The organism is Arthrobacter sp. 01N442 (genome assembly GCF_056399345.1).
Genome location: NZ_JBFTRD010000006.1, coordinates 51,970 through 72,647 on the forward strand (window position 1 = coordinate 51,970; position 20,678 = coordinate 72,647).

Annotated in this window: 21 protein-coding genes; 7 read left to right on the forward strand and 14 right to left on the reverse strand. The window is 63.9% G+C overall.

All coding sequences use genetic code 11. From position 1 onward, the window contains the following. Positions 1 to 287: 287 nt before the first annotated feature. Entirely contained in the window at positions 288 to 722 is a 435-nt protein-coding gene (locus AC1DNC_RS13235) for an SRPBCC family protein (RefSeq protein WP_476862993.1), read from the forward strand. Between the two features lie 429 nt (positions 723 to 1,151). Here AC1DNC_RS13235 and AC1DNC_RS13240 read toward each other — a convergent pair whose 3' ends face one another. From AC1DNC_RS13240 to AC1DNC_RS13260, 5 genes are all read right to left on the reverse strand, one after another. Continuing rightward, complete coding sequence (locus AC1DNC_RS13240; protein WP_476862994.1) at positions 1,152 to 1,556, reverse strand: cupin domain-containing protein; 405 nt, start codon at positions 1,554 to 1,556, stop codon at positions 1,152 to 1,154. A gap of 10 nt (positions 1,557 to 1,566) precedes the next feature. Further along, positions 1,567 to 1,899, reverse strand: a complete 333-nt coding sequence (locus AC1DNC_RS13245) for a carboxymuconolactone decarboxylase family protein (protein ID WP_476862995.1) — start codon at positions 1,897 to 1,899, stop codon at positions 1,567 to 1,569. Between the two features lie 101 nt (positions 1,900 to 2,000). Next, entirely contained in the window at positions 2,001 to 3,041 is a 1,041-nt protein-coding gene (locus AC1DNC_RS13250) for a zinc-dependent alcohol dehydrogenase family protein (protein WP_476862996.1), read from the reverse strand. A gap of 68 nt (positions 3,042 to 3,109) precedes the next feature. Next, positions 3,110 to 3,658 (reverse strand): cyclophilin-like fold protein, encoded by a 549-nt coding sequence (locus AC1DNC_RS13255; RefSeq protein WP_476862997.1) that lies wholly within the window; start codon positions 3,656 to 3,658, stop codon positions 3,110 to 3,112. 54 nt (positions 3,659 to 3,712) lie between these two features. Then, the gene (locus AC1DNC_RS13260; protein ID WP_476862998.1) at positions 3,713 to 4,915 is read right to left on the reverse strand and encodes an MFS transporter; all 1,203 of its coding nucleotides are present in this window, start codon (positions 4,913 to 4,915) and stop codon (positions 3,713 to 3,715) included. 291 nt (positions 4,916 to 5,206) lie between these two features. Between AC1DNC_RS13260 and AC1DNC_RS13265 the strand changes: the two genes are divergently transcribed. Further along, on the forward strand, positions 5,207 to 6,082 hold the full coding sequence (locus tag AC1DNC_RS13265; protein ID WP_476862999.1) for a helix-turn-helix transcriptional regulator: 876 nt from the start codon (positions 5,207 to 5,209) through the stop codon (positions 6,080 to 6,082). 717 nt (positions 6,083 to 6,799) lie between these two features. Here the strand turns inward: AC1DNC_RS13265 and AC1DNC_RS13270 are convergent. From AC1DNC_RS13270 to AC1DNC_RS13285, 4 genes are all read right to left on the reverse strand, one after another. Further along, positions 6,800 to 7,384 carry a flavodoxin gene (locus tag AC1DNC_RS13270; RefSeq protein ID WP_476863000.1) on the reverse strand — a complete coding sequence of 195 codons (585 nt, stop codon included), beginning with the start codon at positions 7,382 to 7,384 and terminating at the stop codon, positions 6,800 to 6,802. Between the two features lie 135 nt (positions 7,385 to 7,519). Beyond that, positions 7,520 to 8,377, reverse strand: a complete 858-nt coding sequence (locus tag AC1DNC_RS13275; protein WP_476863001.1) for an aldo/keto reductase — start codon at positions 8,375 to 8,377, stop codon at positions 7,520 to 7,522. 10 nt (positions 8,378 to 8,387) lie between these two features. Next, a complete protein-coding gene (locus AC1DNC_RS13280; protein ID WP_476863002.1) occupies positions 8,388 to 8,819 on the reverse strand; it encodes a (R)-mandelonitrile lyase in 432 nt (143 codons plus the stop codon). A gap of 30 nt (positions 8,820 to 8,849) precedes the next feature. Then, on the reverse strand, positions 8,850 to 10,223 hold the full coding sequence (locus AC1DNC_RS13285) for an MFS transporter (RefSeq protein ID WP_476863003.1): 1,374 nt from the start codon (positions 10,221 to 10,223) through the stop codon (positions 8,850 to 8,852). Between the two features lie 130 nt (positions 10,224 to 10,353). On the opposite strand from AC1DNC_RS13285, the gene AC1DNC_RS13290 reads away from it, so the two are divergent. Continuing rightward, positions 10,354 to 11,253, forward strand: coding sequence for a helix-turn-helix transcriptional regulator (locus AC1DNC_RS13290; protein WP_476863004.1), 900 nt, complete (start codon positions 10,354 to 10,356; stop codon positions 11,251 to 11,253). 39 nt (positions 11,254 to 11,292) lie between these two features. On the opposite strand, the gene AC1DNC_RS13295 is transcribed toward AC1DNC_RS13290, so the two are convergent. Beyond that, positions 11,293 to 12,498, reverse strand: coding sequence for an IS30 family transposase (locus AC1DNC_RS13295; protein WP_476863005.1), 1,206 nt, complete (start codon positions 12,496 to 12,498; stop codon positions 11,293 to 11,295). Positions 12,499 to 14,005: 1,507 nt separating this feature from the next. Here AC1DNC_RS13295 and AC1DNC_RS13300 point away from each other — a divergent pair. Beyond that, complete coding sequence (locus AC1DNC_RS13300) at positions 14,006 to 14,629, forward strand: SDR family NAD(P)-dependent oxidoreductase (protein WP_476863006.1); 624 nt, start codon at positions 14,006 to 14,008, stop codon at positions 14,627 to 14,629. A 48-nt stretch (positions 14,630 to 14,677) separates the two neighbouring features. Here the strand turns inward: AC1DNC_RS13300 and AC1DNC_RS13305 are convergent, their stop codons facing one another. After that, positions 14,678 to 15,229, reverse strand: coding sequence for a DUF3090 domain-containing protein (locus AC1DNC_RS13305; RefSeq protein ID WP_476863007.1), 552 nt, complete (start codon positions 15,227 to 15,229; stop codon positions 14,678 to 14,680). Positions 15,230 to 15,473: 244 nt separating this feature from the next. On the opposite strand from AC1DNC_RS13305, the gene AC1DNC_RS13310 reads away from it, so the two are divergent. Then, the gene (locus AC1DNC_RS13310; RefSeq protein WP_476863008.1) at positions 15,474 to 15,737 is read left to right on the forward strand and encodes a hypothetical protein; all 264 of its coding nucleotides are present in this window, start codon (positions 15,474 to 15,476) and stop codon (positions 15,735 to 15,737) included. Between the two features lie 50 nt (positions 15,738 to 15,787). Here AC1DNC_RS13310 and AC1DNC_RS13315 read toward each other — a convergent pair whose 3' ends face one another. The 3 genes from AC1DNC_RS13315 to AC1DNC_RS13325 form a co-directional block, all read right to left on the reverse strand. Then, complete coding sequence (locus tag AC1DNC_RS13315; protein ID WP_476863009.1) at positions 15,788 to 16,387, reverse strand: TetR/AcrR family transcriptional regulator; 600 nt, start codon at positions 16,385 to 16,387, stop codon at positions 15,788 to 15,790. Positions 16,388 to 16,490: 103 nt separating this feature from the next. Next, positions 16,491 to 17,222: an ABC transporter ATP-binding protein gene (locus AC1DNC_RS13320; protein WP_476863010.1), complete on the reverse strand. Its 732-nt coding sequence runs from the start codon at positions 17,220 to 17,222 to the stop codon at positions 16,491 to 16,493. Continuing rightward, the gene (locus tag AC1DNC_RS13325; protein ID WP_476863011.1) at positions 17,219 to 18,361 is read right to left on the reverse strand and encodes an ABC transporter permease; all 1,143 of its coding nucleotides are present in this window, start codon (positions 18,359 to 18,361) and stop codon (positions 17,219 to 17,221) included. The genes AC1DNC_RS13320 and AC1DNC_RS13325 overlap by 4 nt, the downstream gene beginning before the upstream one ends. Positions 18,362 to 18,532: 171 nt before the next feature. On the opposite strand from AC1DNC_RS13325, the gene AC1DNC_RS13330 reads away from it, so the two are divergent. After that, positions 18,533 to 18,973: an SRPBCC family protein gene (locus AC1DNC_RS13330; RefSeq protein WP_476863012.1), complete on the forward strand. Its 441-nt coding sequence runs from the start codon at positions 18,533 to 18,535 to the stop codon at positions 18,971 to 18,973. Between the two features lie 501 nt (positions 18,974 to 19,474). Beyond that, entirely contained in the window at positions 19,475 to 20,308 is an 834-nt protein-coding gene (locus AC1DNC_RS13335) for a hypothetical protein (protein ID WP_476863013.1), read from the forward strand. Positions 20,309 to 20,678 lie beyond the last annotated feature (370 nt).

Sequence of the window (20,678 nt, forward strand, 5' to 3'; positions counted from 1 at the left end):
CCAAGCACCTTTGCGGGCGGTTCCCGAGCCAGAATGATGCCACTAACATTTCTTAGCCCGGGAAGGCCGCGAAGCGGGTGGCTGCGCGTCGTTGCCGTCGGGACGCCTTGACCGTGCAATTTTGAGGCGCGCCAGTGCGAGCACCAGGGCATATCAAACAAGCGTTGGCCGGCCCACTCTATAGTGCTGACGATCCGCGGCGGCCCGCCCGGCAATCGCGTCATGCGATAGTTGGAAAGTCCGCCTCCGGCATCTCCGGCCAGCTAGCGATACACAAAGGAACACCCATGGTGAACGTCCAGACCGAAATATTGATCGGGCGGCCCCGCGAGATCGTGGCCAGTTATGCTTCCGACCCGGACAACGCGCCAGCCTGGTACGTGAACATACGGTCTGCACGATGGCAGACTCCGCGGCCCCTAGCGGTCGGATCCCGGGTTGCCTTCACCGCGCGATTCCTCGGCCGAAATCTGGATTATGTCTACGAAATAAGCGAGCTGGTCCCTGGCCATCAACTCACTATGCGTACAAGTCAAGGTCCTTTCCCAATGCGGACCGTCTACAGCTGGTCCGATGAGAATGGCGCGACCCTCATGACCCTCCGCAACACGGGTGAACCCTCCGGATTCTCAGCACTTACCGGCATCTTCATGGTCCCGATGATGCGCCGGGCCATGCGCAAGGACCTGGAGAACCTCAAGAAGATTCTCGAAGCCGCCTAGCCGAGGACGAAGCCAGTTCCTCGGGTGCGCTGCGCAGACGTCGACTCTCGGGTTTGTCGTAGTGGCGCAGAGGTTAGCCGGTGACTGAACGTGGTTGAATTTTCATTTAATGTTTAGTTCTGACCCTCCTGAAATCCTTTGCGATGGCCGCTAAGAACACGTGTTCTTTAGCGGTCAAAGTTTTTTTCCACCGGAGGGTTGACTACGAACAGGTGGAGTGCCGCATCAACGCTTGGCACTAAATAAAAAATTCGTGCCGTATCAGTCTCTTGCGGATTCCGATGCAGGTACGCGAGCGAGGTCGGGTGGGCGACTCCACATAGACCGGTGACCCGTCTCGGGACGCCGATAGGGTTATTCAAATCGGCCGCGGGCGCAGGTGGCTGTGCCCGCGGCCGAAGGGCCGGCCGCGGCCCGACCCGGTGTGGTCTACCTAGTGCCGTTGTACTCGTCGTCGGTGATGTGCTCGCCCCAGACTGTGGTGGTGGCGGGGTCTTCGCCGTTCTGGAGCATAGCGATGTGTTCCATGAAGCAGCCGGGCGCGGCGGCGTGCCAGTGCTCCTCGCCGGGCGGGGTGTACAAGGTCTGGCCGGGGTGGACCTCGATTATGCTGCCGTCGCGACCGCCGAAGCGGGCGACTCCCTGGGTGACGCGGAGGTACTGGCCGTGTTCGTGGGAGTGCCAGGCAGTGCGGGCGCCGGGGGCGAAGCGAACGGTGGCGACAACCATGGTCTGGCCGGCCTCGTGCGGCAGCGCGATCGGGTCGAGCCACACGTCGCCGGCGAACTGGGCGGCCGGGTTCTTGGTGGTGGGGTTCGTGGGTTCAATGTTCAAGGCGGGTTCCTTAGGCGTTGTCGGTGAAGTGCTTCTTGGCCACGCCCATCGCGGACATGCCCTTGGGCCAGCCGGCGTAGAGCGTGATGTGGGTGATTGCCTCGATGAGCTCGTCACGGGTCACGCCGTTCTCGACGGCGCGGCCCAGGTGGAAGTCCAGCTGCTCGGCGCTGCCGCCGGCGGTGAGGGCGGCTACGGTGATGAGGCTGCGGTCGCGGGCTGAGAGCTCGGGCCGGTTCCAGAGGTCCTCGAAGAGCACGTCGTCGGTGAGCGCGGCGAGCTTCGGGGCGAAGTCCCCGAACATCTTCCGGCCGCCGCCGACCTGCCTGGGTTGCTCAGTCATGGTGGTCCTTCTTTTGGTAAGAGTGCTGCGGTACTTGACAGTTGAGGCCGGGGTTTTCCTGTCTGAACGGCACGGCCCCCGGCCGCATACAGGCAGGCTCGCTAGATCGCGATCATCACCTTGAGAGCTTCGCGGTCGTCCATGGCACGGTAGGCGTCAGGGATTTCATCCAGACCGACGGTGCGGTCGAAGACTTTGCCGGGGTTGGCGGTGCCGTCGAGGATGGCCGGCATCAGCTGTTCGATGTAGGCGCGAACGGGTGCGGGGCCCCCGGTGAGGGTGACGTTGCCGCCGAAAAGGCTGCCGAAACCTACGGGGGCTTCGTCGTATTGAGGGACCCCGACGCGGCTGATGATTCCGCCGGGGCGGACGATGCCGTATGCCTGCTCGTAGGCGGGCATATGTCCAACCGCCTCGAGCACCTTCCGGACACCCTGGCCGCCCGCGAGCTCACGGACCTTGGCGATACCTTCCTCGCCGCGTTCGGCGACGATGTCGGTGGCCCCGAACTCGATGCCGAGGTCGGTCCGGGCCCGGTGGCGTCCCATCAAGATGATGCGTTCGGCCCCGAGCTGCTTTGCGGAGAGCACGGCCATGAGCCCGACCGCACCGTCGCCGATGACGGCGACGGTGTCTCCTTCGGTGATGCCGGCGCGGGCGGCTGCGTGCCATCCGGTGCCGTACACGTCGGAGAGGGTGAGCAGCGAGGCCAGTAGCGGGGACTTCTCGTCGACGCCGGGTACTTTCACGAGGGTCCCGTCGGCGAACGGGACCCGGATGGCTTCGGCCTGGCCGCCGCCCATTCCGGGTGCATCCCAGAAGCCTCCATGCAGGCATGACGTCTGGAGGCCTTCCCGGCAGAATTCGCAGGTTCCGTCCGAGTACGCGAAGGGGGCGATGACTAGGTCGCCGGGGGTGAGGGTGCGGACGTCGGATCCGATGTCCTCGACGACGCCGATGAACTCGTGTCCCATGGACACGCCCTCGGGGGTGTTCTCCATGCTGTGGTAGGGGTGAAGGTCGGATCCGCAGACGCAGGCCCGCACGATCCGGACGACTGCGTCGGTGGCATCTTTGAGCACCGGGTTGGGGGCGTCGATGACGCGGACGTCGCCGGGGCCGTACATGTAGGTGGCTTTCATTCTTATCTCCTGAGTGGTGGTGGGGCGGTTGGGAGCGTCGGGCGTTTTTGAGGCGCCAGGAGGGCCGGTCAGCCGGCTTTGCGGATGGTGGCGGAAAATCCGTCAGCTTGGTTCTCGATGGCGTCGGCGTTGTCGTAGGTGCCGATGGGCACGATCCCGTTGAAGTAGCCGACGTGTCGGTAGTAGAGGACGAGGCTTTGGTCGGGGGCGTAGTACCCGATCGTTAGCGTCGCGGCCTCGCTGCCCTTTGGTGCGCCCGCCAGGTCCAGCGGGGCGGGCAGTTGGGCGAGTTTTTCCTGGCCGCCGTGGTCCCGGAACGTCAGGGTCAGGGGAAGCTGGGCCAGGAGTGAGGCTGATGTGGCGCTGCCGTCGAGTTCGCCTGCAATTCTCCGGTCACGGAGCTCGATGGTAATCGGCGTGGTGGTTGGCCGTGCGGTCGGGGCGGGAGCCGGACCGCTCGCCGGTGAGGCCGGGGAGGGCGGCCGTGTCCCAGCGCTGCCGCCGGGGTTGTAGCTGCAGCCGGCCATAGCGACAGCGGTAGCGATCATGACCAGCGCAGGGGCCACGAGGCTTGGCCGCAAGGCTTTTTGCAGTGAAAGGCAGTTGTGAGTGTTCACGGGCGGATCCTTTCCGGATGCGGGGAGGGCGAAGCCGCGGGTGGGCCGATGACGTTAGAGGCGGGCGGGGAAAGCGGTGCGGCGTCCGTAGATGGTCAGCAGGAGCGCGGCCAGGCCGGCGAGGATCATCACGACCGCCAGGACCAGGGCGTTGAAGGTCGTGAGGAGGGCGGCGCCGAGGATGCCGGCGGTGAAGATGGCGAGGTTGAACGCGACCGGCAGGAACGAGTTCGCCACATCGGAGTCCGCGCCTCCGGTGGTGGTGAGGGCGGCTTGGAGCTGGGCGGCGGCCCCGCCGAACGTGATGCCCCAGAGTACGGTCGCGGCGATCACCGCCGAAAGGAACGCATGCCCCAGCAGCAGCATCACCGCAGCCGAGATGAACAGGGCGACGCTTCCGTGCAGGAGCGGGCGTGGGTGTTTATCCAGGAGGGCGCCGGTGATGATGATGCCGGCGATCGAGGCGACTCCGAAGATGAAGAGTTCGACGTCGGCGGTGAGGCCTGTGTTGGTGGTGCGCAGGTAGGGGGCGATGTAGGTGTAGATGGTGTTGTGGGCCAGCATCCAGGTGAAGATGACGGCCAGGATCACGGCGATGCCGGGGATGCGGAACACCCGAACCAGGGGAAGTCGGGAGCTTCCGGGCTGCCCTTCGGCGTCGGGTGCGATTGAGACGATGATGACTCCGGCGAGCAGGGCCACCGCGCTGAGCCCGGTGAACGCCCAGCGCCAGTCGAAGGTCGTTCCGAGCCAGGAGCCGAGGGGTGTGCCGAGGGCGAATCCGACGGGCGCCCCGACGGAAACGATGGCCAGTGACAGTCCTGCACGGGAGGGTGGGCTGATCTTCCGGCCGTAGGCGGCCAGCATTCCCCAGATGATTCCGGAGAACGCGCCGGCGACGAAACGCGATACCAGCGACAGGGGCACGTCGCTGGAGAGGGCCGTCACGCTGTTGGCCAGGATGAGGCCCAGGATTGCAACCAGGAGCAGATGCTTCCGGCGCAGTCCCCGGGTCAACGTGATGGCGGGGATAGTGACGATCACCGTACCAAGGGCGTAGGCGCTGACGAACAGTCCGACGGTGCCTTCACTGGTCCCCATCCCGGTGGCTATAACGGGCAGCAGGCCGGCCGGCATGGTCTCCATAGCCACGAGGACGAAACCGATGACGGCCAGCGCGGACAGCGTCGCTAGCGGCAGCCGTTGCGGTTTCTCTGTAGCTTCCGGGGTCGACGCCGGAAGGGTGGTGGTGGTCACTTACTCTCCTTCAAGGCATTCGTGAGGCCTTCGGTTCCGCAGCGGCGGGTAATGGCTACGCCGGGCCCTGCGCTGGCGCCGGCGAGTGCGATCACGGTCATAACGTCCTTACTTGGGCGGATTTAGAGGTGTCTTCCAGCGGGGAAGGGCGCGGTTGGAAACCTTGCCCTGGTCGTGCCGCCGGTAACTCCCTATCGAGTCAACATGCGAACCGTTCCGCGGAGGAGTCTCTGTCGAGGGGTGTACCGGCAGGGCACCCCAACAAAGTTTGGAGAGACGTATTCTCGTGGCATGGACAATAAAGCCGAGGTACGCGAGTTCCTGATGTCGCGCCGGGCGAAGGTGACCCCCGAACAGGCCGGACTTCCGGCCGGGCCGAACAGGCGCGTTGCCGGGCTTCGCCGCACGGAAGTTGCGATACTCGCAGACGTCAGCGTCGAGTATTACGCCAAGCTCGAACGCGGGGCGATCGGCGGAGCCTCCTCGTCCGTGCTTGACGCCATCGCCCGCGCGCTCAACCTCGACGACACGGAGCGGACCCACCTTTTCGATCTTGCCCGCGCCGCCGACGGGATTCCCTTGTCAGGGCGTCCCCGCCGGCGATCCACGAAAAACAGCGTCAGTCGGCCCAGTCTCCACTGGGTGCTCAATACGATCACTGACGGCGTTGCTTTCGTGCGCGACCAGCACCAGGACCTCCTTGCCACCAATGAACTCGGCCGGGCCTTCTATTCGCCCGTCATCGGCGTTGGAGGTCGCACCCCGAACCTGGCCCGGTTCCAGTTCCTCGACCCTGCAGCCCGCGACTTTTATCCTGACTGGGAGCTTTTCGCGGAGATGTGCGTTGCGATCATGCGGACCGAAGCCGGCCGTGATCCCCATGACAAGGGACTTCAGGATCTCGTCGGTGAGCTGTCCACGCGCAGCGAGGTGTTCCGGCAGCTGTGGGGTTCGCATGATGTTCGGACCCACGGGTCGGGCACGAAACGGTTCAACCACCCCGTTGTCGGCGAACTCACTCTCGCCTACGAGGAACTCATCATTACCGCCGACCCCGGCTGCGTTCTCATGATCTACACCGCCGAACCCGGTTCGCCCAGCGCTGAGCGACTCAGGCTACTGGCCAGCTGGGCGGCTACGGGATCCACGGCCGCTGCGCACGAATAAGGCACCTCCAGTACGGGGCGGTAACTGTCCAGGCGTAGGGACGGGCGGCCATGGGCACCTGGTCTCCGCATGATCAGACGACGAGTGCTAGAGCAAGGGTTATCCCGTAACGGAACGTGGTTGGACTTAGGTTCAGTGTCTAGGTCCCATACTCATCCTGCTTAGACGCCGCCCGGTACTTTCGAGTGCCGGGTGGCTTTTTGGATCACTTGGCCAACTTGAGGTGGAACGCTTAAGTTGACGGCGTCGAAGACGTTCCTCGCCGCGGGGATGAGGAGCATGCACGTCATTTGCCAGCCCATACCGTTGGTCCGTAGCCTCAAGTTATCCACACACGGAAGGATTCTGGCCTGCGCAGTATGCGGCCCGTTGAGTGGTTGTGTCAAGTATTTTTGGCCTCGGAAGGACGGCCAACAGTGGCCCCGTCTTGGCACGTTTCGTGCTGCTCGAGAGTCTTGACCTGTGCACCTGGGCGGGCCAACTAGGTAGTACTCTGCTGTCCCCGGGCGCTCTTGCCCGTGCGCCGTAGCTTCTCGGGTGGAATCAGATTTGGTCACAAAATTGACAAGCCTACTTCTCTAGTCATTCGACAAAACTCATGCAAAAGTGAGCGGCATCACTCGTTTCCAGCTGGGGAGTTACGGGGCGGTTTCTCACCAACGTCGCAACGGGTCTGTTCTGAACGTAGCAGGTGTGGTGAGGGTTCGACGGTTCGTGCTAATTGGCCGAGAGGAGTTGCGTGCGTTGGAGCCAGGATTGGATGGCCGTTCCTGCGTCGCGGACTTCCTCGCCTTTGACAGCGAGGCCCTCACGGACTGTCGCTCCGGGGCAGGACCGACCATAGTCGCGGACTGTGTTGCCCAGCCCGCTCATGGCGTGGGTGGTGACCGGATGGATGGTTTTGCCGGCGAAGTCGTAGCTTTCGGCGAAGGTTGTCATGATCATTGGTGCCCTGACGTTCCAAATGCCGCTGGCCAGGATCACGGTGTCGTACTGGTCGATGGAGGGCAGCAGGTTGCGGATCGCGGGGCGGGCGTCCTGGTTTTGCTCGCTGACGTTCCGGGCGACGGTGGCGTCGTAGCCGGCAGGGTAGGGGTCGGCAGCCTCGATGCGGTGCACGTCGCAGGGTACCCGGGCGCTGATCATGACGGCGAGGACCTCGGTGTTGCCGACTTCCAGCGTGGCGCGTCCGCCGTAGTAGTAGTTTTCGCCGGCCCTGGAGAAGTAGGCGAGCAGGACGCGTTGACTGCCCTGGCCTGGTGTTGCTGTGTTTGGGGACGATGTGGTCTCTGGCCTGGGCACTGTGCGTGGTCCTTGCGGTGTGCAGGCTGCTGTCGCAGCGGTGAGCAGGGCGCCGGTCAGGCCGGCGGCCGCCCCGCGAAGGGCGGACCGCCGACTGACGTTTAACGGGCTGGTAGCCAAGGGAGTGCCTTGGTGTTAGTTGTACCGGCGGTTGCCGAGCCAGCTGACCATTGCGGGGTCGCGGTGGTCGAAGAAGAGGCTGGCGCCGGTGTCCAGTGCCGTGATCCGGGTCATCTGCTCCTCGGTGAGGGTGAAGCCGAAGACGTCCAGGTTCTGGGCCATGCGCTCGGGGCGGACAGACTTCGGGATCACGACGACGTCTCGCTGGATGAGCCAGCGGAGCACGACCTGGGCGACAGACTTGCCGTGGGCTTCAGCGATGGCGCTGAGGACGGGGTCCGTGAAGAGGTTGTTCTTGCCTTCGGCGAACGGTCCCCAGGACTCGATCTGCACGTCGCGTTCGCGCATGAGTTTCTGGTCGGCGGCGCGCTGGTGGAACGGGTGGGTTTCGATCTGATTCACCGCCGGGACAATTTCGTTGTGGTCGATGAGGTCCACGAGCCGGTCCGGGTGGAAGTTCGAGACGCCGATGGCGCGGGTGAGTCCTTCCTTGTTCAGATCCTGCATGGCGCGCCATTCGCTGTAGTAGTCACCGAGCGGCTGGTGGATCAGGTAGAGGTCGAGGTAGTCCAGTCCGAGCCGGTTCAGGGAGTTCTGGAATGACTGCTTGGTGTCGTTGTAGACATTCCCGGTGGGTGCGTGCTGGATCCAGAGTTTGGTGGTGATGAACAGTTCTTCGCGGTTGATGCCGCTGGCTTTGATCGCGGCGCCGACGGCCTCTTCGTTGCCGTAGGACGCGGCGGTGTCCAGGTGCCGGTAGCCGGTGGCGAGGGCTGCTTCGACGGCGGTCTGGGTTTCTTCTTCGGGGATCTGGAAGACACCGAAGCCGAGGATGGGCATTTCGATGCCGTTGTTGAGCGTGACGTTCTTCATGGGTTTTTCCTTAGCGTTGTTCTGCTGTGGTTTGTGGGTGGGTTTTGGGGTGTGCGGCTTGGTAGTCCTGGTCGCTGACGGGTTCGAGCCACGTTGCGGTGTGCCCGTCGTCGTTTTCGACCAGGGCCAGGTGGCACATCAGGGAGTCCGGAGTTGCGCCGTGCCAGTGTTCTTCTCCGGGAAGGGTGTGGACGGTGTCTCCGGCCCGCATGACGATGACTTTCCCGTCCCGGGTGGCCACCAATCCCGTTCCGTCGGTGCAGTGCAGTGTTTGGCCCAGCGGGTGGGAGTGCCAGTGGGTCCGGGCCCCGGGGGCGAACCGGACCATCGCGAACCCGAGCCGGGAGGGGCTTTCAGCTGAGTGCAGTGGATTCAGGTAGACGTCGCCGGTGAACTTCTCGGCCGGTCCCTTGGTCGTGGGTCCCGGAACTGCGAGGCGCATGCCTGCTCCTTTCATTGTGGTCGGGTCTGGTTAGGTGGTTGCGTGCCGCCGTCGCTGCAATGCCAGGGACGCCGCGACGAGGACGATGAGGACCACAGCCGTGGCGCCGAGGCTGGCGCGTAGCCCGGTGATGAACTCGCCGCTGGCGAGCACCGCGCCGAAGATGGCCACGCCGAGGGATCCGCCGACTTGCCGGGCGGTGTTGACCACTCCGCTGGCGGTGCCGGCCCGTTCCGCGGGGACGTTGTCCATTACCTGGGCGACGATGGACGGGACGGTGAAAGAGCCGCCCACGCCGACGGGGACCATGAGCGCTGCGACGAGCAGGACCGGCGCATCCGCGGGCAGCAAGCACACTCCGGCGAGGCCGATAACCATGATGAGCTGTCCTGCGGCAATCATGGCCACATGCCCGTACCGGGCCATGAGACGGGCCACCAAAGGGTTCAGGATGGCCACGAGGGCGGTCATTGGCAGGAACAGCAACCCGGTCTCCAGGGCAGAGGCGCCCCGTTCCTGCTGGAAGTAGAGGCTTTGAACGAACACGATGCCGTAGAACGCCCCCATTGTGACGACGGCAATGATCAGGGCGGTGGACACGGCACGGGAGCGGAACAGGTCCAGCGGAATCATCGGATGCCGTCCCCTGGCCTGGGCGGTGACGAAGGCAACGACGGATACCACCCCGAAGGCGAACATGAGCAAGATGGCGGGGCTTCCGTAACCGGCTTCGGCACCCTCGATGATGCCGTAGGTCAGGGCTGCGAGTCCGGCGACGGCGCTGATCTGTCCGGCCCAGTCAAACGGGGCAAGCCGTCGGGGTGACGGTGCGACGCGGGAAAGCACCAACAGAGCCACAGCCCCGACGGGTAGGTTGACGAAGAAGATCAGCCGCCAGTCGAGCTGTGTGAGAAGCCCGCCCAGTACCGGACCTGCGGCGGCGGCCACCGAACCGCCCAGCCCCCAGTAAACGATGGCGCGGCCGCGGGCGGCGGCGTCATGATAGGCCTCCCGGATCAGCGCCAGGGAAGCCGGGGTGATCATCGCCGCTCCGACGCCCTGCAGAATACGGGCACCGACCAGTACCGGGAGCGAGGGACTCAGCGCACAGGCAGCGGAAGCAACAACGAAGACGATCATGCCAAGTCCATAGGCACGGCGCGCACCGGCCCTATCGGAGAACGTTCCCGCGAACAGCTGGAGGGCAGAGAACATCAGGGTGTAGCCGGTCACCACCCACTGCAGGCCGGACAGGCCCCCGCCGAGATCGTTGCGGATCGCAGGCAGAGCGACGTTGACGATCTGGGCATCCAAGGCGACAACGAAGAAGCCCAGCATGGCAACGGCCAGGGAAGCCCTGGGTCGGGCAGCCACGGTTGGGCGGCTGACGACAGACACGGACATGATGTCCTTTCAAAGCGGGATAACGGTCTTCTTCAAGAAAACCAGCCCCTTCATTCGCGCGGGAGTGTCTGTTGTGCGGTGTACTGGCAGTTCCTGTCAGACCAGCCCGGCCCGCCGTAGCCTAGAAGCCATGGACAACACTCACGACGTCCGCGAGTTCCTCATGAGCCGCCGGTCCCGCATCACTCCGACCCAGGCAGGGTTGCCCGCCTACGGCGGTACCAGAAGAGTGGCAGGGCTCAAACGTGAGCAAGTGGCCATGCTCACCGGCGTCAGCACCGAGTACTACGCAAGGCTCGAGCGCGGCAACCTCCGGGGAGTGTCGGATTCCGTTCTTGACTCCCTCGCCCGGGCCCTGCAGCTCGACGAGGCAGAACGAGCCCACCTGTTTGACCTGGCCAAGGCCGCGGCACCTGCCCCGGCGTCCGGGCCACGGCGGGCACGGGCTGACGTGCGCCCCAGCATCGAAAGAGTTTTGGCCGGAATGACCGGGATTCCGGCCTATGTCCGGAACGCCCGTACTGACGTGGTCGCTGCCAACAGCCTGTGCTTCGCCCTCTACACCGGCATCCTTAGCCCCGAGACGCTTCCGGTGAACCTCGCACGCTTCATGTTCCTGGACCCGCGGTCCAAGGACTTCTTCGTCGACTGGGACACACTCGCCGATGACTTTGCAGCCGCCATGCGTGCCGAATCCGGCAGAAACCCTCGCGACCGTGCGCTCAACGGCCTTATCGGTGACTTGGCCGCGGGCAGCACCGAGTTCTCCACACGGTGGGCGCGCCATAATGTCCGCTTTCACCGCACCGCACGCAAGACCATGCGCAATCCGCTCGTCGGGGAGATCGAACTCACCGGCGACGCGCTCGAACTCCCCGGGGAAGGGCTGACACTGATCGCCTACTCCGCCGAACCGGGCAGCCACGCCCAAGACCAACTGGATTTCCTCGCCAGCTGGACCGCCAGCGACAACAGCACCTCTGTAGAGACACCAGTCAGCCCGCCTTCAGAGGAAAGAAGGTTGCCCTGAACGCGAAAGCCCCGACAACTGTGCTGCTCGGCACCGTAGCTAGCCCGAAGTAGCAAAAACTGCAGCAGTTCGCTCGTTTCTGCAGTTCCTCCGACCGGGGCTGGCCGCAGTCGCGTGATAGATCGCGAACCTTGCAGTTGCGCTCGACCAATCCAGAACGGCCCTGGGCCGGCTGTTGATCTCCTCAGTGGCGAACAGGACATCTGCCGGTTCAACTGCGCTCAGGTCATCTCCCTTCCGGAAGTACTGACGGAGCAAGCCATTGGCGTTTTCGTTTGAGGCACGCTGCCAAGGGCTGGCCGGATCACAAAAGTACACGAGCGTGCCCAAAGCAGCAGTAACCTCGGCATGCTTGGCCATCTCGGAGCCCCGGTCCCGCGTCAAAGTTCTCCGCAACGTGACTGGCATGACCCCGAGCGCCTCAATGAGCTGGTCACACATGTTATCGGACCTGTTTCCCGGCCGAAGCGCAAAGGCAACGAGAAGCCGGGAAGAACGTTCAACCAGCGTCACTATCGCTGACCTGTTCCCTTTCCCCATGATGAGATCACCCTCCCAATGGCCAGCCTCTTCCCTGGTAGCGATGTGGGCTGGGCGATCGCCGATCTTCAGAGCATCGGCCATGTACCGGCGCGGCTTCACGTTGGTCCTGGACCGGGACCGTCTGCTGAACCTACCCGAACGCAGTAGCCGGGCAGACCCGGTGGGAACGGGGCGGATACTCAATTGATACAGCGCCCGGTAGATCGTTTCGTGAGCCAAATGCCGGCACTTCTCGCCCGGGAACCGTTGCTTCAAGGCCCGACAGACCTGCTGAGGGCTCCAACGCTTCGACAGGCACTCCACAACGTAGTGGCGCAGTTCTTCATCGCTGGCCAGCTTGGCCAACTTCGGCCTCGGCCTGCGCTTCTGTGCCATTTTCTGGGCACGGAACGGGTGATAGCGACGCGAATCGGGGCGATTGCGGGACAGCTCCCGGCTGATGGTAGACGGTGACCGCCCCAGATCACGGGCGATGGAGCGAATACTTGCCCGGACCAGCAGTCGGTCCGCGATGAAAATGCGTTCGTCTTCGGACAGATAGCGGCTGGACACCGCCGCCGGAACGGCCTTACGGGGCCGCGGGTCCAAGCCCTGCTGTATGAGGCCTTCAACCCCGCTGCGTCCATGCAACCAGCGATGGCCCGTGTTCACATTGATACCAAGAATCCTGCATGCTGCGGAATTGGAGTGCCCGTCTTTCATGGGCTGAACGTACAAGGGCTTCTTCTCGACCAAGCCTTCGGGGCCCATCTTCCGCTTTCGGCGCGTCGAACTACGCATAAAAAACAACACCTCTTTCAGTAGGTGTTGCGACGTTGGTGAGAAACCGCCCGGTGCTTATTGGGGGRAAGCGGCGKACGCCGYMRCGTTCAGATCGATTTGCCGGTGGCCATAGGCCGCCGGCCTTGTTGTTTCGCGGGGCTATCGCCTCGTGCCTGGGGCTTGGACTCCTGGCCGCAACGTCCGGACCCGGGCTGGCTGTAGTACCGGCGCCCATGGCCATTCCGGGGGCCTCGTCAGGGGAAGTGACCACCATCGGCGAGCTGGGTTCACGGCCGGGCGCGACGCGGCTACCACTGCCGATCTCCGATCAGGTCTCCGGCTCGGTCGACGTCGGCACCGGGCCGTCGCCGTCGGTACGGCGAATATGCTGGATGGAAACGCCACGTCACTTTCAGACATTGGGACGGGCTGCGCCGCTGGAATCGGCTACAACACCGGCGCCGCACTGGGTGGAGCCCTCTACCACTCGGCTATGAGTTAACGCATCGATCGATACATCAGGAGCGAGAATGCACAGACCTTGGCTGGCTACCGCGGCTTCCCTAATTATCACGATTCCCCTAGTTGCGGTGATTGCATTCGGAGTGCCCGACCGGCCTTCGTGGCTCGTCGGAGCGCTGAGTGCGGTCATCGGAGCACCCATGCTGCTGATATGGACCAGATACCATCAGCAGCGTCCGCCAGCTGACTAGAACTGGCACGAGTCACCGGCAGGGAAAGTGACCTTCTCGAAGGATCCAGCTTGGAATGAGCGAACGACCGCCAGGGAACTATAGGAGACCTCGGACCGGTTTGCGGTCCGGGGTCTTCTCTTGAAGGCAGAGATGCACCAAGACGGGATGGGGACATTGGACGACATGATGAAGAGGGTGGCTGCCCGCCGCAAAGCTGTGCTGTTTACGTATACGGTCCGGGGAGAGGCCGGCCGACGTCGTTGTAGTCACGGACCGGCACCTCCTTCGGTGGCTGGCAGACCGCCCGAACATTCTCACGCCCACGCAGGTGTCGGCGCTTACCGCTGCAGCCCTCCGCCCCGGAACCTGGCACAGAAGTCCGCCTGCCGTGGTTGAGCCGGCGGTCTTGCTGCACGAGTTCACCAAGTTGCGATCGCTTGTGGACAGCGCGCGACGTCGCCGCGCGGGCTGGCTCCTAGCGCTTCTTCTCGGGGCCCCGCTTGTTCTGGCCATCCTTTCGGCCTACCTCTGAGCGCGTAAGAGATATTCACTTGGCACGGGCGTTAGAGCCGAACCCGGCGTGCGACGTTTCGCCATGCAAATGTTCGTCGGGGGCTGGCATGCGGAAGAGGAACTCCACAGCGGAACATCGCCGAGAGTTCCGCTTCAAACTCCGGTCCAGGCGCTGGGGTGCCCGCCCTACGGTGATCTAGGATCTACCCAAGACGACGCTTCAGGAGGCGGTAGTTCTGGTGGTCGGCGCTAGCGGCGGACTCGGTTCGCGCATCGCCGCCCAGCTGGAGAGTAACGGCGCCATCGTTGCCCGGTCGTCAAGGTCTGCCGGGCACGATCTCCGCACTCCCTCCGTGGTCCGGGAGGTGCTGGAAGGCGTGAGTGCACAGTATGGACGAGTCGATGGGCTGGTGGTTGCCTCCGGCGTCGTCGCCTTCGGTGCTGCAGCAGACCTGGAACCCGCCACCGTGGACGAGCTCTTCGCCGTGAACACGACCAGTGCGGTCCAGCTTATTGTGCAGAGCCAGCCCTACCTAGCGGCATCGGCCCGTGAAGGCCGGGAGCCCTTCATAGTCACGCTGAGCGGCGTCGTGGCTGAAACACCCGTCGCCGGTCTGGCCGCATACTCGGCGTCGAAAGCCGGGCTAGCGGCGTTCGTTGCCGCGGCGGCGCGAGAATATCGGCGCGCTGGCATCCGAATCATGGATGCCCGGCCGGGCCACACGGGTACCGCCCTGTCCGAGCATCCGATTGCCGGGGCGGCGCCGCGATTCGGCGCCGCGCTGGAGCCAGACCTGGTTGCGGCGAGGATTGTCACTGCGATCCTCGATGGCGAGAAAGACCTGCCCAGCACCGCCTTTTAGGCCCGCCGAGCTGTAGCCACCTGACCGGTCACCTGGCCGGGGCCGGCGTCAGGCTTCCGGAAGGGTGCAGATGTGGCCGTCGGGGTCCATCGGGTAACCGCAAAGCGGGCACGTCGGACGCCCAGCGCCGACGATCTCACGGGTGCGCTTGGCGAATGCGCGGGCGGTGCCGACCGGCATCCGCACCAGAAGCATTTCGGAGTCGTCGTCGGCGTCCTCGTCAAGCGACTCGTCGTCATCAGCGTCCACTTCGGTGATGGGGTAGGCCTCAATGACGACTTGGGCAGTGGTTGGGTCCCACCCTAAGCTCATGGCACCGGTACGAAACTGCTCGTAAACGGCGTCGAGCTGTTCATTGTCGACAAGTTCAATAGGCGTACTTGAGGGAACGCTGAAGGGGTTGCCCTCGACGGTGCTCAGCTGATCGAGAATCTCGTCGATCTTGTCAGCGAGCAGGGCCGACTGCTGTTTCTCCAAGGCGATACTCACGATCTGAGTCCCAGCGCGCACTTGCAGGTAGAAGGTACGCGCCCCCGGAACGCCAATGGTGCCAACGACGACCCGATCAGGCCAGTCAAACTCGTGAACGCGGGAAGGCATGTCAGTATTTTAGGCACAAGACGCCATGGCGCCCCGCCCTGCTCCGCCGCCCACGGGCCATGGGGACTGCAGCGTCCAGCAACTTCCCGGTTGCGCTGAGCGGCCATAGACGGCGCGGACTGAGCCCTGCGGCGCAGCGCGCTGCCCTGTCGCGGCACCCGCCAACGGCGTAGGCTTCCGCTGTGCCGGCTCTGTCCGTGGGATCAGTCCGCCCGGCCGGCATCCGCCTTTGGAGGAGTCTGCCATGACTGTTCTGGTTCAAAACCTGGTGCCCGGCCTGACCCGGGAACAATACGAAGGCATCGCCGCGGCCCTCAGGGACAGACTCGCGGCCACCCCCGGATTCAAGGCGCACTACGCCTATGAAAGTGACGACGGAATGACCGTGGTGGAAATTTGGGAGGCTGCGGCGCAGCACGATTCCTGGTTCGACAACAACGTAAGGCCAAACCTGCCGGTGGAAATCACCCCGATGAAGCACGAGCTGGTTAACGCTGTGATGGCCTAGGGAACCTGCCAGGCCAACTAACGTCCGGGCCAACTAACGCGCCGGGCCAACTAACGTCCGGCGGCTTCGGTGCCCTGGCGCTCTGCCACGAAGGGTCCGAGCAGCGTCCGAAGGTGGGCGTGCACCTGCGCCGGGGTTTGACCGGATTCGAGCATGCGGGTGCCGGCGTGGACGACGGCGTTGATCATCTCGGCGACTGACTCGGCGTCGGCAACCCCGAGCTCGGTGAGCGTCGCAATCAGCGGTTCCTGCAGCTGGCGGTGCATCCGGGTGGCCTGCTCGTCGAGTTCGGCGCCGGGAGCCAGTGCGGCCAGCGCTGCTCCAACGGCGTGCGCTCCTTCGGCGACCAAGTCAACGTTGGCCGTTGCGTAGGCCAAGATCCGGTCCGCCTCGGTGGGGGCGTCCGCCATCGCGCCGGTGACGCGCTCGGTCCAGCGCGGGAAAATGTCACGGACCAGGGCCTGGAGCAGGTCCTGCCGGGAATCGAAGTACTGGTAAACGCTGGGTCTTGAAAGCCCTGCCCGCAACGCCACCTCGGCCATGGTCGGCGCTTCCGACGTTTCCTGCAGCAGTTCGTGGGCAGCATCCAGCAGTGCGCGCTCCTGTGCGGCGCGGTGTTCCGCGACGGTGGCGGCACTGATTCTGGGCATTTCGGGATCCTTTGACGCTTTTTTTGACCAATGCTTCAAGAATACGGCCCGACGACGGCGGCTTGCTGAGCAGGCCGCCGTCGTCGGGTCCGTGCCCTGGATGCTAGCGGACCGGGGCAGGAGCCCCCAGCCGGCCATCGACCATCTCAGCGACGCGGTCGCAGTAGCCGAGGACGTCATGGTCGTGGGTGACCATGATGGTCGCGACGCCGTGCTCGTGGCTTTGCCGGGCCAGCAATTCCACGACTTCGCGGCTGCGGGCCCGGTCCAGCGAGGCGGTCGGTTCATCCACGAGGAGGAGTTTCGCCCCCGTGACGAGTGCCCGTGCGATGCCAATGCGCTGCCGTTCGCCGCCGGAGAGCTGGCCGGGGCGGTTGGCGGCACGGTGGGCCATGCCAACGGATTCCAGCAGGACCGCCGGGTCGAAATTCTTCGGTCCGCCCGCGAGCCGGTTGACCAGGCGGAGCTGATCCGCCGCAGTCAACGCCGGGATGAGGTTGCCGGACTGGAAAACGAAGCCAATGTTCGCCAGCCGGAACGCGGCGCGTTTGCCCCGGCTCAATTGGGAGAGATCCTGCCCGTTGATGCTGACCGTTCCGGAATCCGGGGAGGCCAGGGCGCCGGCGACGGCGAGCAGGGAGGATTTGCCGGAACCGGACGGGCCGACGATGGCTAGAAATTCCCCCGGGCCAACGTCGAGGCTGACATCGTCCAAAGCTTTCACCTTGGTGTCGCCGTCGCCGAGTTCCATCACAGCATGGCGGATGGACAGGCCGGTGGATCCGGATGCGTCGGCCGGGCTTGTGCCGGCCGCCGTGAACGTGGGGTTGGTCATCGCTGTCCTCCAAGGGCGTTGAGCGGGTCGATGCGGGAAATGCGCACCACGGCCACGGCGGCGCCGATCAGGCCGAGGCCAATGGTGAGGGCAGTGGCGACGGCGATCGGTGCGGCCTCGAGCGCGAACGGCATAGCGTCCGGCATGGCGGCACCGAGCCCCAGGCCGGCGGCCACACCCAGCGCGGTAAAGCCAACCAACAGGATGGCGGCCTGGGCCAGTCCATCGCGCAGCAGGTAGCCGGTAGAGGCCCCGATGGCCCGCAGTACGGAAATTTCGTGCTTGCGCTGGATCGTCCAGACGGTGAAGAACGCGCCGACCACAAGGGCGCAGATCGCGTACAGGAACACCTGGATCATGCTCAGGGTCATGGTCTCGGCCTCATAGCCGGGAGATGCGTTGAAAGCGGCGGAGAGAGACTTGCTGGACGTTCCGGCGGCGGTGTCGGCGGCGGCCAGGTCCAGCTTGGCGCCGGGCTTCGCCTGGATTGCGACGACGCTGGCGGTATCAAAGTTGAGCGCGGACAACTGCGCCGGGTTGGGGATGCCGGGGGAGGCCTGGCCGGAGGCGATCAGTTGCCAGGTTTTCAACGGCAGGTAGGCGACGTCGACGTGCCCGAATGTGGACTGGCCTTCGGTGAAGCCCACAACCCTAAGTTTCGTGCCGATCCGGTCCAGCGTCACGACCGTACCGAGGTCGATGCCTTCGGCCTTCGCGGTCGACGACACAACAATGCCGTCAGCAGCCCCGAGTGCGGCGCCGGCTGAGCGGGACGGTTCCAGGAAGGATCCGGGCTCGACGCCGAAAAGCGTGAGGTCAATCTGCTTGCCGGAATCAGTGGTGGCGTTGGCCATGCCAACGCCCATCTTCTCCGCGGCGGCCACGCCGTCCACGCCGCGCCAGGCGCTGAGCTGGTGGTCATCGACCACGGAGCGGGAGAACGCGTTGTCGGTTTTGGTGCCTTGGTCGAAGGCGAAGGCGGTCACCGGCATCGATTTGAGGCCGGACACGCCATCGTTGACGAGGCCCGAGGACAGGCCGGAAAGCATCACCATCAGCACGGCGATGAGGGCAATGACACCGCCCATCAGGCTGAAGCGGCCACGCGCGAAGATCAGTTCGCGGAGTGCAAGGAACATTGGGGGTCCTAGGTTCAGAGGTGGATGGAAAGAGTTGCTGACATGATGTCGGCATCTTTCCGACAGCATGTCAGCAAAAAGAGGGAGTGGCAAATCCCGCTCCGTTCCTTCGACCACCCGGCCCTGCCGGCGGTCTTGCGCCCCCACGGTGCACCGGACCTAAGATCGCGCATGGAGAATCTTCGATTCAGCGTCGACGTCGACGCTCCCGCGCCGCATGTCTGGAACGTCATGCTCGGCCTGGACACCTACCGCGAATGGACCGCCGCCTTTCACGAGGGCTCGACCTACGAGGGCGGCTGGAACGAGGGTGATGAGATCCGTTTCCTCGGCCCGAACGACGACGGGACCTCGAGCGGCCTCTTCGGCACCATCGTCGAGAACCGTCCCCACGAAGTCGTGTCGGTCCGCTATCTCGGCGAGATCGAGAACGGCGTCGAAAACCCAGGAGGTCCGGCAGCCGGACTTCACGAAAGTTACTCGTTCAGCGAGACCGGCGGCTCGACCACCCTCGTCGTCGAGCTCGAGGTGCCCGACGAGTGGGCGGACGACATGCGGAGCATGTGGTCGGAGGCGATCGTCAGGATCAAACACCTTGCGGAGCGGGCCTAGCTGGACCCATTCCTGCCCCGGGCAGGAGGGGCAGCTTTGCCGATGGCCGCTGACGGAGTCAGAGTTCGGCGTGCGGCCATCTGGGCTGTGACTCGACAACCCAAAATCCATGCATACAGTCACTGTCAGTCACCGTGCGATCCGCCAACCTTCACGCACCACCGCGTTCAGGGCCGTCTCATTCTGCGGCGAGAAATCCGGATCCCTGCGGCCCCCGGCGGGGACCTAAAGTCTGCAAGCGAATCTAATCCATCGGAACGGCGCGCCCGATGTCGCGAAGGAATCAGTTCTAGCCACTCATCGCGCGCATGTACGTGACGAGGTTCCGCCCGATCGTCCGGATACTGCGGACGGGGTGAACGAGATGCTTAGGAGTCACGGTGCCGACCCGTGACCGACGGGGTTATCTCGCTGACACTGTGCGTTGGTTCGGGGAAGCGGTTAGCGAAACCGGCTATCATGTCGACGGCTTACGCGACCAATTGGGAGAGACGGATATTCATGGAACTGGGTTCATTAGATGGATGGGTATCCTCGATTCTGTCGGGGATCGCAATTCTGATTGGGGTAATGCTCGCTGCTCTAGCTCTGCGGCAGTCGCAGAAGATTGCCGACAGCCAGGCGGCTATGGAGAAAGAGAGCTACTTAAGCGGCCGCATGCAAGGCCTCGTAGACCATGCTCGCGCTACCGTTTTGGAGGCTCGAACCATTCAGGACCTCACTAGCCCACGCACATCGGATTTATTGTCGTTCCCGGAGGGCGACTTCAGCTTGATTAGTCAGCGCCGGGAATCCGTTCTCAGTGCTCTCACACGACTTCAGGTCGAGGTGGAGTTGCTACGCATCTACGCCATAACGATGCCGTCCGTCGGAACAATCGACAGTGACGCAAGGACGGCGCTAAGCAATTTGATGGATGAAGGTGCATGGCTTTACGGCGACGCGCTACACCTGGCCATTCTGGCGTTCGAGGACGACGACGACGACGACATTGTCGATCTTTCGGACGACCAATCGATTGTAGACGCTCTCCTAAACGGGTCATTCGTCAATCTTCCAACGCGGCTTCTCTCAGATTGCGCTAACGAGGATCCCGACGCCATCCCTAACTACGGTGAACCTGGTTCCCCCTGGCCGGGAGTTTATGAGCGTAGAGAGAAGGTTCTTCTGGGTAAGGTGACTGCGAGGAGGTCGTGGCGGCCTGACTCGCTTACTGAAGCCGGAGTTTGGTCTTTGGATCATACTTCAGACAGGTTCCAGGATGCCTTGATGTCTGTCCTACGTGAGTGGGATCTTCTTAGGGAAAAAGATCGCCCCACCGTCGGTCATGCGTGAAAGTCTCGCCTCTAAGCGTTTGCGGGACGCGAATCGCGAGGGTAAATAACTAGCAGCAGCTCTAACTCTGAAGTTGCTCGGCTGCGGGACCTCATAGTCGGTCGGCTCAACGTCTAACGACCCCCGGTCTGTAGCCTGATATTTGCCGCATATAGACAGTTGCTCGCTCGCGCAGTGTGGGGCCACCCGAGATCGGCCTCTAGGGCGGAATCTGGGCGTGCTGGAGCCAGAGCTGCCTACCGGATGTTTGAAGTGCTTTCCATATCAACGTTGGAGAAACGCCGCAGGAAACGGAGGCCTGCGCGAAGTGGCGGTCGGGTGGTTAGGATCGAGCCGACCGTCCCACCCGAGAGCGTTGCCCCGAGAGCGA

Bases quoted from the DNA above. Each gene is read 5' to 3' on its own strand.
- AC1DNC_RS13235 (WP_476862993.1), top strand. From the start codon at position 288: ATGGTGAACGTCCAGACCGAAATATTGATCGGGCGGCCCCGCGAGATC.
- AC1DNC_RS13245 (WP_476862995.1), bottom strand. From the start codon at position 1,899: ATGACTGAGCAACCCAGGCAGGTCGGCGGCGGCCGGAAGATGTTCGGG.
- AC1DNC_RS13250 (WP_476862996.1), bottom strand. From the start codon at position 3,041: ATGAAAGCCACCTACATGTACGGCCCCGGCGACGTCCGCGTCATCGAC.
- AC1DNC_RS13265 (WP_476862999.1), top strand. From the start codon at position 5,207: ATGGACAATAAAGCCGAGGTACGCGAGTTCCTGATGTCGCGCCGGGCG.
- AC1DNC_RS13275 (WP_476863001.1), bottom strand. From the start codon at position 8,377: ATGAAGAACGTCACGCTCAACAACGGCATCGAAATGCCCATCCTCGGC.
- AC1DNC_RS13280 (WP_476863002.1), bottom strand. From the start codon at position 8,819: ATGCGCCTCGCAGTTCCGGGACCCACGACCAAGGGACCGGCCGAGAAG.
- AC1DNC_RS13285 (WP_476863003.1), bottom strand. From the start codon at position 10,223: ATGTCCGTGTCTGTCGTCAGCCGCCCAACCGTGGCTGCCCGACCCAGG.
- AC1DNC_RS13290 (WP_476863004.1), top strand. From the start codon at position 10,354: ATGGACAACACTCACGACGTCCGCGAGTTCCTCATGAGCCGCCGGTCC.
- AC1DNC_RS13295 (WP_476863005.1), bottom strand. From the start codon at position 12,498: ATGAAAGACGGGCACTCCAATTCCGCAGCATGCAGGATTCTTGGTATC.
- AC1DNC_RS13305 (WP_476863007.1), bottom strand. From the start codon at position 15,229: ATGCCTTCCCGCGTTCACGAGTTTGACTGGCCTGATCGGGTCGTCGTT.
- AC1DNC_RS13310 (WP_476863008.1), top strand. From the start codon at position 15,474: ATGACTGTTCTGGTTCAAAACCTGGTGCCCGGCCTGACCCGGGAACAA.
- AC1DNC_RS13315 (WP_476863009.1), bottom strand. From the start codon at position 16,387: ATGCCCAGAATCAGTGCCGCCACCGTCGCGGAACACCGCGCCGCACAG.
- AC1DNC_RS13320 (WP_476863010.1), bottom strand. From the start codon at position 17,222: ATGACCAACCCCACGTTCACGGCGGCCGGCACAAGCCCGGCCGACGCA.
- AC1DNC_RS13325 (WP_476863011.1), bottom strand. From the start codon at position 18,361: ATGTTCCTTGCACTCCGCGAACTGATCTTCGCGCGTGGCCGCTTCAGC.
- AC1DNC_RS13330 (WP_476863012.1), top strand. From the start codon at position 18,533: ATGGAGAATCTTCGATTCAGCGTCGACGTCGACGCTCCCGCGCCGCAT.
- AC1DNC_RS13335 (WP_476863013.1), top strand. From the start codon at position 19,475: ATGGAACTGGGTTCATTAGATGGATGGGTATCCTCGATTCTGTCGGGG.